Consider the following 13,756-nt stretch of genomic DNA (forward strand, 5'->3'; position numbering starts at 1 on the left):
CGCTCGCGCCGAGCTTCTACGTGATCGCCGCGGCCGTGATCAGCGCCCTCGCGGTGGCCGCGATCGGCCGCACCGGCTGGCTGACGCGCCAGCCCCTTGAACGGCAGCGCTGACCACGGCGGACGCGGCGCGTGCAGGTATTCGAGCGCACCAAGCCGGGTCGGTCGGGCACGCGTCGTGCTCCTGGAGGGGAAAGCATCCTTTCCGGAGAAAGACATGAAGAAGATCTTCCGCCCGACCTCGATGTTGCTGGCCGGTATCTGCGGCGCCGCGATCCTCGCCTCGCAACCGTCGATCGCGCAGAACGGCGCACAGGACAACAGCGGGTCGAACACGACCCGCCAGGAAAAGAAGGCTGAGTTGAAGAAGCTCGAAGCCAACGGCTATCGGCCCGAGTACAACGATCCGCACTACCCGAACAACCTGCAGAACGCGGAACGCCGCTCGGGTTCGCCCGGCGCCGCTTCGCAGCGCCCGTGATGCGGCGCCGGGCAGCAGCGCGTCGCTCTCGAATTCCGTTGAATCGGTCGTGCTTGGACCGTACCGGTGACCGTGCCGATTACGGCACCGGTCCCATAGCGAGCGGAGCGAGGTGTGCAGCGTGCAAAGGAAAAGGCCGGCTCAGCCGGCCTTTTCCTTTGCACGTTCGGCCCGGTACGTTTCGGCCGCACCGAGACCCGGCGCCGCTTCTGACCTGCTAGGGACCGGCTCGACGTGCCCGGCTCACCCGGCTTCGCGCCAAGGAGCAACAGCCGTGTACCATGCGGTTCGCGCACGCATGCCGCACTCTTGTCGCATACGTGCCGCATGTATGCCTTTCCCCGAGCCCAGGAGCCGAAACATGGCGACAGCCCCCAATTTCCAGCCGTCCTCGGCCGCTTCCATGCCATCGGCGCCCACGCCTGCCGGCGCTTTCAGCGACTCCGATTCGCATGGCACCGTGTCCTGGACCGACGGCGAGGCAATCGAACGACGCCTCTGGCGCGCCCAAGCGGCGCCGCCGCGGCGTGTCGAAATCGTCGACGACCGGGTCAAGGCGGACCATGCGTTCCGCCTGGCCTCGGAGGGCGTCGGCCTGCTGTGGCGCGGCGACTACCAGAACGCGCGTCAGTTGCTGCAGGCGCTGGCGCGTCGGATCGACCAGAAGCCGCGCAAGCCCAAAGCGCCGCCCGCCACCTTGCGCGACGCGTTCAATGCCTATCGGCAGGCGCAGGCACAACGCGCTCGCACGCTGGGCATGGTGCTGATCGAACTCGACGAGGCATATCGGATCGCCCTGCGGCGTGCCCCGGACGTTGCCGAGGCCTGTCTGCAGACCTATGGTCCGGCGACCGAACCGTCGATCGTCTCGTTGCGGGAACTGCTGGGCCTGATCGGGGCCTACGAGTGGCGCAAGGCGGGGGTCGAGATCGCGCCGCTCGGCGCGCGGATCCACCCGCACCATGGGGTGTTCTCGCCGGTCCGCGGCGAGTACATCGACCTGGTGGCGAACGCGCCGCTGCCGGCCGACACGCTCGCGTTCGACATCGGTACCGGCACCGGCGTGCTGGCGGCCTTGCTGGCCAAGCGCGGCGTGGCGCGAGTGGTGGCAACCGAGATCGCCCCGCGTGCGCTGGCCTGCGCGCGCGACAACGTCGCGCGGCTCGGCCTGACCGAACGGGTCGACGTCGTTGAAACGGACCTGTTTCCGGACGGCCAGGCGCCGTTGATCGTTTGCAATCCGCCCTGGCTGCCCGGACGCCCGAGTTCGCCGCTCGAAAGCGCGATCTACGACCCCGACAGCAGGATGTTGAAGGGTTTTCTCGCAGGCTTGGCCGCGCATCTGGCGCCGCAGGGCGAGGGCTGGCTGATCCTGTCGGACTTTGCCGAACACCTGGGCCTGCGCACGCGGGCCGAATTGCTCGCCTGGGTCGACGCGGCCGGCCTGCGTGTACTGGCGCGCAGCCAGATCCGTCCGCGCCATCCCCGCGCCAGCGATCGCAACGACCCATTGCATGCGGCGCGGCGCGATGAGATGACGTCGCTGTGGCGTCTCGCCGCGAAGGTCTGAAGGCGGCCTGCCGATCAGGACCGATGCGCGGACGTGGCGCGCAGTCGGGCAAGGGCGGCGCGACCGGCGTGCAGCCCGCTTGCAAAGCACGCGGTCAACAGGTAACCGCCGGTAGGGGCTTCCCAGTCGAGCATCTCGCCGGCGCAGAACACGTTCGGCATCGCGCTCAGGCCACCGTGCGCAGCGATCGCGTCGAAGCGCACGCCGCCAGCGCTGCTGATCGCCTCGGCAAGCGGCCGAGCCGCCCGCAGCCGCAACGGCAGCGCCTTGATCGCGCGGGCCAGGTCGTCGGGCGCGTCGAACGTCGCGTCGGGCAGGCACTCGCGCAGCAGCGCTGTCTTTACGCCCGTCAGGTTGAGGCGGCTCTGCAGGTGGCTCGATAGCGAACGGCGACCGCGTGGACGTTCGAGCGCAGCGGCCACGCGCGCGGGCGTCAGGTCCGGCAGCAGATCGAGTTCGAGCCATGCCTCGCCATGTTGCCGGATGCGGTCGCGAATCGGCGCCGACAGCGCGTAGATCAGGCTGCCTTCGACACCGGTCGCCGCGACCACGAACTCGCCACGGCGCGCCGCGACGTGTGCCGCTGCATCGGCATCGGCGGCCAGCCTGGCCGCAACCGGCTTGACCGGTGCACCGGCGAAGCGTGCCTGCATGAACGGACTCCACGCCACGTCGAAACCGCAATTCGATGGCAGCAGCGGCGCCACGCCGACGCCGCGCGCTGCGAGTACCTCGGTCCAGTCGCCGGTCGAACCGAGCTTGGGCCAGCTGCCGCCGCCCAGCGCCAACACCACCGCGGCCGCCTGGCGCGACAGGATGCCGGCCGGGGTCTCGAACCGCAGCAGCTCGGCGCCCGCGTCCCAGCCGAGCCAGCGGTGCCGCATGTGCAGCCGGACGCCGCGGGCACGCAGACGATGCAGCCACGCGCGCAGCAGCGGCGCCGCCTTCATGTCGGTGGGAAACACACGGTTCGACGTTCCGACAAAGGTCGCGACCCCGAGCGCGGCGGCCCAGTCGCGCAGTGCCTGCGGCCCGAAGGCGTCGAGCTGCGGCGCCAATGCCTCGCGGGCCGTGCCGTAGCGCGCCACTAAGTCGGCGTAAGGCTCGGCATGCGTCAGATTGAGGCCGCCCACGCCGGCCATCAGGAACTTGCGTCCAACCGACGGCATGCGATCGTAGAGGTCCACCGCAACCCCGGCATCGGACAGCACCTCGGCGGCCATCAAGCCTGCCGGGCCGCCCCCGATGACGGCGACGGGTGCGTCATGCCCCTCGTTCACGACCGGCTCAGGGCTTCACGCTGGCCGGATAGCCGGCGTCGGTGGTGGCCCGGATCAGCGCCGCGACGCTGGCTTTCTGGTCGTCGAAGGTGACCCACGCTTCCTTCCCTTCGAGATCGATATTGGTTTTCTTCACGCCGTCCAGCCGGCTCAGCGCATGCTTGATGGTGACCGGGCAGGTCGCGCATATCATGCCGGGGATCGTCAGCACGACGACCCGCTCGGCGGCATGCGCTGCCGGGCCTGCGACGAGCAGCGCGGTGAACAGGGTGGTCAACGACAGGGTTCGAAAGCGTTTCATGGGCGGGCTGACGTATCTGATGGGGCGGACGCGCGGGTGACGGTGTTGCGGGGCGGCCGGATCAATAGAACCATCGCATGGTCCACGGCGTGGTGAGCACGATCAACAGCAGCAACACGACGAGCACATAGCCGACCCGGCCGACACGGCGCACCGGTGGCGACGCGCATGACTGGTCCGGCGCGCAGCGCGCCGCGCGGCCGAACAGTCGCGGCGTCGCGACCGCCAGCGCAAGCAGCGCCGCCGCCACGAAGAACGGCTGGTAAGGCGCGAGCGCACTCAGGTGCGCGAGCCAGGCGCCACCCAGGCCGAGCAGCACCAGCAGCAGCGGGCCGAGGCAACACGTCGAGGCCAGCAACGCGGCAAGCGCCGCGCCCAGCAGCGGCCAGCGAGCCGAACGACGCGTCGTCACGACGGGCGCGTCCATCTCAGCCCACGATCTCGCGCGCGTTCATCGAATACTGGAACGCGGCCGGATCGTACGGATCGAGCGGGCCCGACGCCGTTTCCGCGCGCGGATACATGAAGAAGTTCAGCGGGCGCGCAGCCGGCGGGCTGAGTGTCAGGTCGTTCGCATTGTTGTAGCCGACCCAGTTCATCTCCCAGAAACCGAACAGCTTGCGACGCGCCATTTCGACGCGCGGGTCGTCCATCGGCAGCAGCGTGCCCGGTGCTTCCTCCAGGATGATCTTGCGCACATCGGCCGGATCGACCGGCACCCAGCCGAAGCGGGGATCGTGGAATTCGGCACGGCAATGTTGCGCGCGCGTGATGTCGCCGCTCTTGCCCAGCGACTTCCAGAACTTCGAATCGGCAACGCGCACCCCGTACACGTCGCGTGCCGGAATGCCGATCGAGCGCGCCATGCCGACGAACAGCGGGTTGAGGTCGGCGCACTTGCCGCCGAGGTCGCCCGATTCGAGCATGAAACGGATGTCGCCGGTGCCGCAGCCGACCGTCTTCGGATTGCGGTACGTGTTCGCAATGATCCAATCGAACAGCGCGCGCGCCTGCGCGACCGGGTCGCGCGGCGCTTCGGTGATCGCCTTCAGCGCCGTGTCGCGCACGATGCCGTCGGTCGGGATGTGCGGCGTGGCAGCCAGCCAGCGCAGCCGCTCCTCCGGTGCCAGCTTGTAGGGGCCGTCGGAAGCACGCAGATCGACCCAGCGGTCGCGGGTCGCCGCCCACGCGCGCGTCGTCAGCGCCGGCGACTTCACCGATGCGTCCCATTGCGCGTAGAGGGCCGGCGCGCCGTACACCGGATCGCGGCGCACTTCGACGTGACTCGCGTTGCCTTCCCACGCCACCCCGAGTTCGCGCTGATAGGCGGTGTCCTGCGGATTGGGCAGCGGCAGCCACAGCTTGGACGCGCCGGCGTCGGCGGGTAGCCGGACGTCGGTGCGGAGCTCGAAGGTGCGCCAGCGCCGCGTGGCCTCCGGCAGCGTCGCGGTCTGCGCCGGGTCGGCCGGTGCGGCGGCGGCGGTCTGGGCGAGCGCGCCGCGGCCGGCCACGGCGGCGACTGCCGCCCCCGTCAAACCGACAAAGGTCCTGCGTTTCATGGCTGTGTCCTGATATCAGCGTCGCGGCGTGAGCGCCGCGGCATACATAGAGTGGCGGGGCGGACCGCGGCGATGTCCGTCGTCCCGTATCGGTCGTGACGCGTGCCGGGTCGGGCGGCGCGGCCCGGGCCATTCCGCCGTTCCGCTGTTACGACAGACGGCGGGCGAAGCGCGGCGCGCCGCAGCGCGCTCTGCGCTCGCGCCGGTCAGCCGACGGTGCCGTCGCAAGCATGCCCCGGCCGCGCACCGTGCCGCATGGCGCGATATTTTACCGCAATGCCACCCGGTCGCCGGCACGCGCGCTTCGGGTCGCGGATGGCGCATCGCGCCGGCGCGCGCATTTTTTGCGACAATGCGGCGCGCCCGGCTTGACCGGCAGGCCGCGGCATGCCCCGCACGCCGTGTTGGCCGCGATGCCGTTCGACACCCGCGCTCGCCCGCTGCGTTGCTTCGTCACGTCGCGTGCTTCGGCCCTCGCGCTTCGGCCCGTCGGCTGCTGCTGCGTCTCGATTCCTGTCCCTCGACTCCTGTTCCGATGTCCCTGCCGATCGACCCGCTGTATTCCCTGTCCGGACTGTGCGTCGGCTTTCTTGTCGGCATGACCGGTGTCGGCGGCGGCTCGCTGATGACGCCCTTGCTCGTGCTGCTGTTCGGCGTGGCACCGGCCAGCGCGGTGGGCACGGATCTGCTGTACGCGGCAGTGACGAAGGGCGTGGGCACGGTCGTGCACGGGCTCAAGGGGGCGGTCGATTGGCGCATCACCGGACGCCTTGCGGCCGGCAGCATCCCGGCGGCGCTGGTGACGCTGTGGTGGCTGTACCGGCGCGGCGCCGCCGGCCATGCGGCGCACGGCGGCCTGATCGAGATGGTGTTGGGCGTCGCACTGTTGACGACTTCGCTGGCGCTGCTGTTTCGCCCGCAGTTGGCGACCTATGCGGCGCGACGCAATGCCGCGACACAGCGGCCTGCCGACGCCAAGCCGGGCAGCAGCGGTGCCGTCCGCACCGTGGTGGCGACGGTCGCGGTCGGCGCCGTGCTGGGTACGCTGGTGTCGTTGACGTCGGTAGGCGCCGGAGCGGTCGGGGTGACCGCATTGCTGATGCTCTATCCGAAGCTGCCGACCGGCAGGATCGTGGCATCGGACATCGCGCATGCGGTGCCGCTGACCTTGATCGCCGGCAGCGGCCACTGGCTGATGGGCTCGGTGGACTGGCACATCCTGACGTCGCTGCTGGTGGGCTCGGTGCCCGGCATCGTGGCAGGCAGCCGTCTGTCGGCGCGGGCGCCGGAGGTTTTGCTGCGCTATCTGCTCGCGCTGATCCTGGCGATCGTCGGTGCCCGTCTCGTGTTCGTTTGAACCTGACGGGCGCTCGACGGCGGGCCGGACGCGCACCGCGCGCGTCCGGCTCGGGCCTCAGCCTTCGCTGGCGCCAAACGGCGGCTCGCCGAGTTCCTGACGCAGTTGCATCAGACGCTGGTATGCCTTGTTGCGATAGGCGGCGAGCGGTTGCGCGCACGACGGCGGCAGGCCGAGGAAACCGCCGCCCGTCTTCAGGCCGAGGTCGCCCTGGTCGACGCGCTGCTTGAGGCCGGCCGGCACCGAGAAGCGGGGACCGTACTGCCGCTCCAGCGAACCGTACGAGGCGGCGTACACGTCGAGTCCTGCCATGTCGGCGATCGCGAACGGCCCGAACAGCGCCAGCCGGAAGCCGAACGAATTGCTCACCACCTTGTCGACGTCTTCCGGCGTGGCCAGACCTTCCTCGACGACCGCCACCGCTTCCTTGAACAGCGCGAACTGCAGGCGATTGGCCACGAAGCCGGCCACGTCAGCCACCCGCGCGGTGACCTTGCCGGCCGCCTGCACCAGCGCCTCGGATGCCGCGACGACGTCTTCGCTGGTGTCCGCGCCCGGAATGATTTCGACGGCCGGGACGAACGGCGCCGGGTTCATCCAGTGCACACCCAGGAAACGCGACGGGTGCTGGAGGGACGGCGCCATCGTCTTGATCGGAATCGCCGACGTGTTGGTCGCGATGATGCAGTCCGGCCGCACCGCGGCTTCGATGCGCTTGAGTACGTCGAGCTTCAGTTCGAGATTCTCGGGCACGACTTCGGCGACGTAATCGACGCGCTGGCCGATCGCCTCGATCGATTCGGCCGCGATCAGCTTTTCCTTCAGCGTCGCCGTGCTGCCGGCCGGGAACAGGCCGGCGCTTTCGAACGCCTCGGCTTCGCGCAGCAGGCGCGCATGCGAGTCGCGCGCGCGCTGGGCGTCGGCATCGGTCAGATAGACGGTGCAGCCGGTCAGTGCCAGCGACTGGGCGATGCCGCCACCCATGTAGCCGCTGCCGACCACGGCCAGCGTTTCGATCTTGCGTGTCATTCGGTGCTCCTGTGATGCGTGGGGATGAACGATGTGTCGGCGTCGGGCGGCGCGATCACATCTCGACATTCGAGCGGTCCGGCATCAGGCGCAGCGCGATGGCCGCGACGACGGCGCCGAACAGCAGGTAGCTCGCGACCGCATAGCCGCTGGCGAAGTAGGCGAGCAGGGCGGTGGCGACCAGTGGCGCGGGACCGCCGGCGACGACCGATGCCAGCTGGTAGCCGATGCCCGAGCCCGCATAGCGGATATTGGCCGGGAACTGCTCGGCGATCAGCGAGGCCTGTGCGCCATACTGCAGCGAGTGGGGCAGCATCGAGAGCGCGATCGCGAGGAACACCAGGGCCGGCTTGCCGGTATCGAGCAGCATGAAATAAGGGTAGGCCATCAACGCCAGCACCGCGCAGCCGATGTAGTACATCTTGCGGCGTCCCACCTTGTCCGACAGGATCGAGAAGTAGGGCAGCAGGAACATGTCGATGACCGCCGCGACGATGGTCGCCAGCAGCACGAACTGCCGGTCCATGCCAACCTTGCGGGTTGCATAGTCGAGCGTGAACGCGGTGAAGACGTAGAACGGCATCTGCTCCGACATGCGCAGGAAGGCCGACAGCACGATTTCCTTCGGATACTTCACGATCGCCTGCTTGACCGGGTTCTGCACCACCGCGCCGCTCTTCTTCTGCTTCGCGAACGACGGCGTTTCCTCGACCTTCAGCCGCACGACCAGGCCGACGATGATCAGGATGAAGCTCAGCAGGAACGGAATGCGCCATCCCCATTCCAGGAACGCGTCACCGGCGATCGCGTTGCCGCCGAGGATCGCCGCCGTCGACAGGATCAGGCCGACCGACGTACCGAGCTGCGGCCATGCGCCGGACAAACCACGTTTCTTCTGGTCGCCCCATTCCAGCGACAGCAGCGCCGAACCGCCCCATTCGCCGCCGACACCGATGCCCTGCAGCACGCGCAGCAGCACCAGAATCACCGCGCCGGTTTCACCGGCGGTGGCCGCGCTCGGCAGCAAGCCGATTGCGAACGTCGACAGGCCGGTGATCAGCAGCGTGATGACCAGCGTTCGCTTGCGTCCGATCCGGTCGCCGTAGTGGCCGAAGATCGCGCCGCCGATCGGCCGCACGATGAAGGCCACCGCGTACGATGCGAACGAATACACCAGTCCCAGTTGCGGACTGACGTTGGGGAAGAACACATGCGGGAACACCAGCGCGGCCGCCGCGCCGTAGATGTAGTACTCGTACCATTCGATCGACGTACCGATGAGGCTAGCCAGCGACGCATTGCGTCGATGCCGCTTCAACTCCTCTGGTTGGTACTGCTTATCGATGTCTGTCGCCGTGTTGCTCATCTTGCCTCTCCTTTGTGATCCTGTGCAGCCGCGCCGATCGAGCGCTCGGTGCGCGGCCAGCAGACCGGTGCGGTGCCCGGCGCGAACCGGTCGCCGCATGCCCGGCGCGAGGCCGCGCCGGCGCTGCGCGCCCGGCGTCCTGTCCCGCGCGCCGCGCGTCAGGCCGGCGCCGGCTGTGTTGCGCCGCCCTCCGGCGCCAGGGCGGCGAGGGCGGTGATTCGTTGCCGGACGGCATCGGCGGCCTCCGGCTCCATCGTCGCGGCGAGCCGGTGGGTCGCGCGAATCATGTGTTCGCGCATCGCGGCCCGTGCCTTGCGACTGTCGCCCTCGACGATGGCTTCGAAGATCGGCACGTGGTCGACGTAGGCCAGCGCGGGCGTGGTCGCGCGCGTCAGGTTATGGCCGATCCAGCCCACCGTCAGCGAACGGATGCCACGCAGAACATCGCGCAGCACGACGTTGTGTGCCGCTTCGGCGATGGCCAGATGGAAATCCAGATCCACCCGCGTGAACGCTTCGCCGTCCGGGCTGTCGCGCATCGCGGCGAGGTAGCCATGCAGGCGCGCCACGTCGCTGTCGCTGCGCCGCTGCGCCGCCAGTTCGACCAGCAGCATCTCGATATGCCACCGCGCCTCGACGAATTGCGCCACGTCCTTGGTCCCGAACAACAGCGCCCACTCAAACGTGCGGAACAGCGCGTTCGGATCGTTGCCCTTGAAGTAGCAGCCGCTGCTCTGGCGCACATCCAACACGCCGCGCGATTCCAGCAACTTCACGGCTTCGCGCACCGAAGAACGCGATACGCCGAGTTGCTCGGCGAGTCGGGTGACCGACGGGATGCGCTGGCCTGGCTCGACCGAACCCGATAGCAGGTAGTCGAGCAGGCGCTGGGCGACCTGCTCGGTCATGGTTTCGGGCCGTGCAATGTCTAGCTTGGTCAGTACGGCGGCAGTCTGAGTCTTCGTCATCGTTTTCAGATTAACCGATAAACCGTTCGAACGGTTTATCGGTTGCAGGGATACTGCGCGTTAATAGGGGTCATGCCTATCAGGGAAAACCTTAGGTCGCCGGTCGAATTCCAGTTGTTTGCATCGCCAACTCCGCTACAGGCGGGTCACGCCATAAGCAAATGATTTATCTATCTTGAGGCAATGTGATGAAGACGATCAATAGCTAAATTCAATCGATATACTGTCGGGTCAATCTTCGTCCGGAGCAACGATGAGCCTGGTTTTCGACAATGTCGACAAGCATTACGGCGATCTTCAAGTCGTCGACCGCTTTAGCGCGACGTTTCGCACCGGCGAGGTCGTTGCATTGGTCGGCCCGTCGGGCTGCGGCAAGTCCACCTTGCTGCACATGGCCGCCGGACTGGAACGACCGTCGTCGGGTCAGGTGCTGTGCGATGGCAAGCCAGTCGCGAAGCCGGACCCGAGCCGCACGCTGGTGTTCCAGGAACACGCGCTGTTCCCGTGGCTGACGTTGGGCGACAACGTCGCGCTCGCGCTCGAATTCCAGAAGCAGTCGAAGGCCGCGGCGCGGACGCAGGCAACCACCTGGCTGTCCCATGTCGGCCTGGCCGGCTTCGAAGGCTATTACCCGCATCAGGTGTCCGGCGGCATGCGTCAGCGCGCGGCACTGGCGCGCGCGTTCATCGCGCGGCCCGCGACGCTGCTGCTCGACGAGCCGTTCGGCGCGCTCGATGCATTGACGCGGCTGAGTCTGCAGGACGTGTTGCGCACGCTGGTCGCCGAAGCGCAGCCCAGCGTGCTGTTGGTCACGCACGACGTGGACGAGGCCTTGTTCCTTGCCGACCGCGTGTTGGTGTTCAGCGCGCGGCCGGCCCGCGTGCTGCGCGAGTTCACGCTGCCGCATCGCAGGAAAGGCCACGATCTGGGCGACTTCGCCACGGAAAAACGCCAGATTCTCGCGCTGCTTGGCGTCGAGGTCGACGCCATTGCATGACCGACTGCTTCTCTCACATCCAGGACGAATCATGAAAGCGAAACATTGGATCGCGGCGCCGCTTCTGTTGGCCGCCGTGCTGTGCCATTCCGCCTTCGCGGCCGACAAGCTGCGCGTCGGCTATCTGCGCGTGATGGACGACGCGCAGGCGATGGTCGCCCATGAAGGCAAATTCTACGAGAAGGCGGGACTCGATTCGGAACTGATCGAATTCAAGTCCGGCCCCGACATGATCAAGGCCATCGTCGGCGGCCAGGTCGACCTGGGCGTGCTCGGCTTCACGAATGCTGCCACCTGGGCGTCGAAAGGCGCCGATCTGAAGGTGGTCGGCGGCGCTCAGCAGGGCTACCACGCGCTGGTCGCGCGCGAGGACAGCGGCATCAAGAAAGTCGCCGACCTGAAGGGCAAGACGCTCGCGTCGCAGTCCGAAGGCAGCACTGCCGACGTGGTGCTCAAGGGCGTGGTGTTCAAGCAGGCCGGCCTGAAGCCCGACGACGTGAATCTGCTGGGCGTCAGCCCGTCGGTCGCGGTGCAGTCGCTGGTCGGCAAGCGCGCCGACGCGGCGTTCCTGTTCGAGCCGCAAGCCACCATCGCGAAGCTGGTCGCGCCGGTCCGGGAAATCTACGAGGTCGGCGAGAAGTGGCCGTTCCCGTGCATGGTGGTCATCACCTCGGGCGAGACGCTGAAAACGCGCAAGGGCGATGTCTGGAAGGCGCTCGACGCACAGCGCTCGGCGATCACGCTGCTGCAACAGCATCCCGATCAGGCCGCCAAGTTGATTGCGCCGTACTTCGTCGCCGAACCGACCTTGCAGACCCTGCACGGCCCGGTGCCGCGCGAAACGGTGGTGAGCAGCGCGATCAAGACGCAGACCTTCAACGCCGCGCTCACGCCGCAGGACCTGAAGCGGATCCAGGAAGTGGCGGACATTCTGCAGTCGCAGGGTGCATTGAAGACGCGTGACGGTTCCCGCTATGACACGTCCGCGATCGTCGACCTGTCCTGGCAAAAGGACCGCAAGCTTTGAGCCGGCCGGATCGCCTGAGCCCGACCAACAAGCGGCTCGCGGCCGCGCTCGGCGTCGCATTGATCCTGTTGCTCTGGCAGTGCGCGGCCTGGGTGCTGCCGGCCTTTCTGATGCCGGGCATCCCCGCCGTCTTGCAACGCCTGTCGACCGAACTCGGCCGGCCGGCGTTCTATCAGGCGCTGGGCGGCACGCTGGGCCGACTGGCGGTCGGCTACGGCGTCGCGCTTGCCTTCGGCGTTGCCTTCGGGCTGCTCGCCGCCGTCCAGTCGTTCTTCCGCGAGGTATTGCGCGGCGCCATCGTCGTTCTGCAGTCGATTCCGTCGATCGCGTGGGTGCCGCTGTTCCTGATCGCGCTCGGCTTCGGCAGTTTGCCGATCATCGTCGTGGTGGCGTTGGCCGCGTTCTTCCCCGCCGCGCTGAGCGTGATGAACGCCACCGAGTCGGTGCAGCGGGTGCATGTGTCAGCGGCGCGCGTGATGGGCGCCAGCGCCGGCGGCCTCGTGCGTCGCGTCTATCTGCCGGCTGTCATGCCGTCGCTGATCACCGGCGCGCAGCTTGCGTTCGGCAATGCGTGGCGTGCGCTGATCTCGGCCGAAATGCTGGTCGGCTTCGGCAAGGGCCTCGGTCGCACGCTGCAGTACTCCGGCGAAATCGCCGATATGGCCGGTGTGATGAGCAACATCCTGGTGATCGCGCTTCTTGCCGCGCTGATCGACCAATTGATCCTCGAAGCGCTGAAACACCGTTTGCTGCGTTACCAGTACGTGTAACTCCCTGACGAAGCCGATGCGTTCCATCCTCCGCTCCGAACGCCGCACCCATGCGGATCTGCCGACGCCTTCACTGGGCGTCGAGGCGACGTTCGCATGGGTGGCGGTCGCGCTCGGTCTGCTGCTGGCCGCGCTCGCGCTCGGGGTGGTCTGGCTGCAGCAGCGGGGCGACGCCACGCTGCGGGCTGGCGAGCCGGCGCGCGGCTTCGCCGCCGCCCATGCGCGCGGACGCCTGATCGTCGGCCTGCCGCCGCGGCCCGTTGCAGTGAAGGGCGCCGCGGCACGCACCGAGGACGGGCTCGACGCGGCACTCGCCGAAGCGCTCGGCCAGCGGCTGGGACTGCCGGTCGAAACGCGCGCGGACAGCGCCGGCGCACCCGCCGGCGGCGACGTCGACGTCGTACTGGCGATCCGGCCAGTGGGCGCGGACAGCAGCCGGCACGGCTGGTTCGCCGAGCGGACGGTGCCGATCGAAACCGGCTACCGTACCCGGCCGCAGGCGGTGATGCGCAGCGACACGACGCTGCGGCGCTGGCAGGATCTACATGGCCGGACGGTGTGCATCGCGCAGGCCGCGCTGCCCGCGCAACGCGAAGCGGCGCGCTGGGACGCTCGCGTGACGACTTTCCGCTTTCCCTCGGACGCATTGGTGGCCGTGCGCGAGGGACGTTGCGACCTCGCGCTGATCGACGATGTGTCCTACGCGCCACTGATGCGACTGCCGGAATGGCGCAAGTTCTCGGCGTCGCTGCCGCGCAGCACCGCCCTGAGCGAGCGCGTCTGGTTGTTGCCGGCGGGCGAGGCAGCGGCGCGCCGCGACGATGCGGCGGCGCTCGCCGATACCGCGCGGGCCTGGGCACGCGACGGCACCATCACGCGCCTGGCGGGGCAGTGGTCGCGGCAGGTCGCCTTCGACGTTTACCTCGACCAATCGGTGCCCGACTGCCACGGTTGAGCGCATGCTTGACCGCGCGACACAACGCCGGAGCGTATGCCGCGCTTCGCGACCCTGTGCCTGATGCCGGCCGCTGCCGGCCGCTGCCGGCAGGCCG

General features: G+C 68.4%; 14 protein-coding genes. 7 read left to right on the forward strand and 7 right to left on the reverse strand.

What is annotated here, in order from left to right:
• Positions 1–216: 216 nt before the first annotated feature.
• Entirely contained in the window at positions 217–480 is a 264-nt protein-coding gene (locus BLU54_RS22105) for a DUF4148 domain-containing protein (RefSeq protein ID WP_091913189.1), read from the forward strand.
• 403 nt (positions 481–883) lie between these two features.
• Positions 884–2,050: a methyltransferase gene (locus BLU54_RS22110; protein WP_091913191.1), complete on the forward strand. Its 1,167-nt coding sequence runs from the start codon at positions 884–886 to the stop codon at positions 2,048–2,050.
• Positions 2,051–2,064: 14 nt separating this feature from the next.
• On the opposite strand, the gene BLU54_RS22115 is transcribed toward BLU54_RS22110, so the two are convergent.
• The 4 genes from BLU54_RS22115 to BLU54_RS22130 all read right to left on the reverse strand — a co-directional run bounded on the left by BLU54_RS22115 (position 2,065) and on the right by BLU54_RS22130 (position 5,190).
• On the reverse strand, positions 2,065–3,330 hold the full coding sequence (locus BLU54_RS22115) for a TIGR03862 family flavoprotein (RefSeq protein ID WP_091913193.1): 1,266 nt from the start codon (positions 3,328–3,330) through the stop codon (positions 2,065–2,067).
• 7 nt (positions 3,331–3,337) lie between these two features.
• Entirely contained in the window at positions 3,338–3,631 is a 294-nt protein-coding gene (merP, locus tag BLU54_RS22120; RefSeq protein ID WP_091913196.1) for a mercury resistance system periplasmic binding protein MerP, read from the reverse strand.
• A 61-nt stretch (positions 3,632–3,692) separates the two neighbouring features.
• Positions 3,693–4,058 carry a mercuric transporter MerT family protein gene (locus tag BLU54_RS22125; protein ID WP_091913198.1) on the reverse strand — a complete coding sequence of 122 codons (366 nt, stop codon included), beginning with the start codon at positions 4,056–4,058 and terminating at the stop codon, positions 3,693–3,695.
• Position 4,059: 1 nt separating this feature from the next.
• Entirely contained in the window at positions 4,060–5,190 is a 1,131-nt protein-coding gene (locus tag BLU54_RS22130; RefSeq protein ID WP_091913200.1) for a transglutaminase-like domain-containing protein, read from the reverse strand.
• A 535-nt stretch (positions 5,191–5,725) separates the two neighbouring features.
• Between BLU54_RS22130 and BLU54_RS22140 the strand changes: the two genes are divergently transcribed.
• Complete coding sequence (locus BLU54_RS22140; protein ID WP_091913204.1) at positions 5,726–6,547, forward strand: sulfite exporter TauE/SafE family protein; 822 nt, start codon at positions 5,726–5,728, stop codon at positions 6,545–6,547.
• 57 nt (positions 6,548–6,604) lie between these two features.
• On the opposite strand, the gene BLU54_RS22145 is transcribed toward BLU54_RS22140, so the two are convergent.
• The 3 genes from BLU54_RS22145 to BLU54_RS22155 form a co-directional block, all read right to left on the reverse strand.
• The gene (locus BLU54_RS22145; protein ID WP_091913206.1) at positions 6,605–7,576 is read right to left on the reverse strand and encodes a 3-hydroxyacyl-CoA dehydrogenase family protein; all 972 of its coding nucleotides are present in this window, start codon (positions 7,574–7,576) and stop codon (positions 6,605–6,607) included.
• A gap of 55 nt (positions 7,577–7,631) precedes the next feature.
• Complete coding sequence (locus tag BLU54_RS22150) at positions 7,632–8,942, reverse strand: MFS transporter (protein ID WP_091913208.1); 1,311 nt, start codon at positions 8,940–8,942, stop codon at positions 7,632–7,634.
• A gap of 158 nt (positions 8,943–9,100) precedes the next feature.
• Positions 9,101–9,910, reverse strand: coding sequence for a FadR/GntR family transcriptional regulator (locus tag BLU54_RS22155; protein WP_091913210.1), 810 nt, complete (start codon positions 9,908–9,910; stop codon positions 9,101–9,103).
• Positions 9,911–10,163: 253 nt separating this feature from the next.
• Between BLU54_RS22155 and BLU54_RS22160 the strand changes: the two genes are divergently transcribed.
• The 4 genes from BLU54_RS22160 to BLU54_RS22175 are packed head-to-tail and all read left to right on the forward strand — an operon-like array spanning position 10,164 to position 13,659.
• Complete coding sequence (locus BLU54_RS22160) at positions 10,164–10,907, forward strand: ABC transporter ATP-binding protein (RefSeq protein ID WP_091913212.1); 744 nt, start codon at positions 10,164–10,166, stop codon at positions 10,905–10,907.
• Between the two features lie 31 nt (positions 10,908–10,938).
• On the forward strand, positions 10,939–11,934 hold the full coding sequence (locus tag BLU54_RS22165) for an ABC transporter substrate-binding protein (RefSeq protein WP_091913214.1): 996 nt from the start codon (positions 10,939–10,941) through the stop codon (positions 11,932–11,934).
• Positions 11,931–12,704 (forward strand): ABC transporter permease, encoded by a 774-nt coding sequence (locus BLU54_RS22170; protein ID WP_091913216.1) that lies wholly within the window; start codon positions 11,931–11,933, stop codon positions 12,702–12,704. Before BLU54_RS22165 ends, BLU54_RS22170 begins: the two co-directional genes overlap by 4 nt.
• A 16-nt stretch (positions 12,705–12,720) precedes the next feature.
• Positions 12,721–13,659, forward strand: a complete 939-nt coding sequence (locus BLU54_RS22175; protein WP_091913218.1) for a type 2 periplasmic-binding domain-containing protein — start codon at positions 12,721–12,723, stop codon at positions 13,657–13,659.
• The last annotated feature ends 97 nt before the right edge of the window (positions 13,660–13,756 follow it).

The sequence above is a fragment of the Chitinasiproducens palmae genome, from assembly GCF_900095735.1.
In the GTDB taxonomy this organism is placed as follows: domain Bacteria; phylum Pseudomonadota; class Gammaproteobacteria; order Burkholderiales; family Burkholderiaceae; genus Chitinasiproducens; species Chitinasiproducens palmae.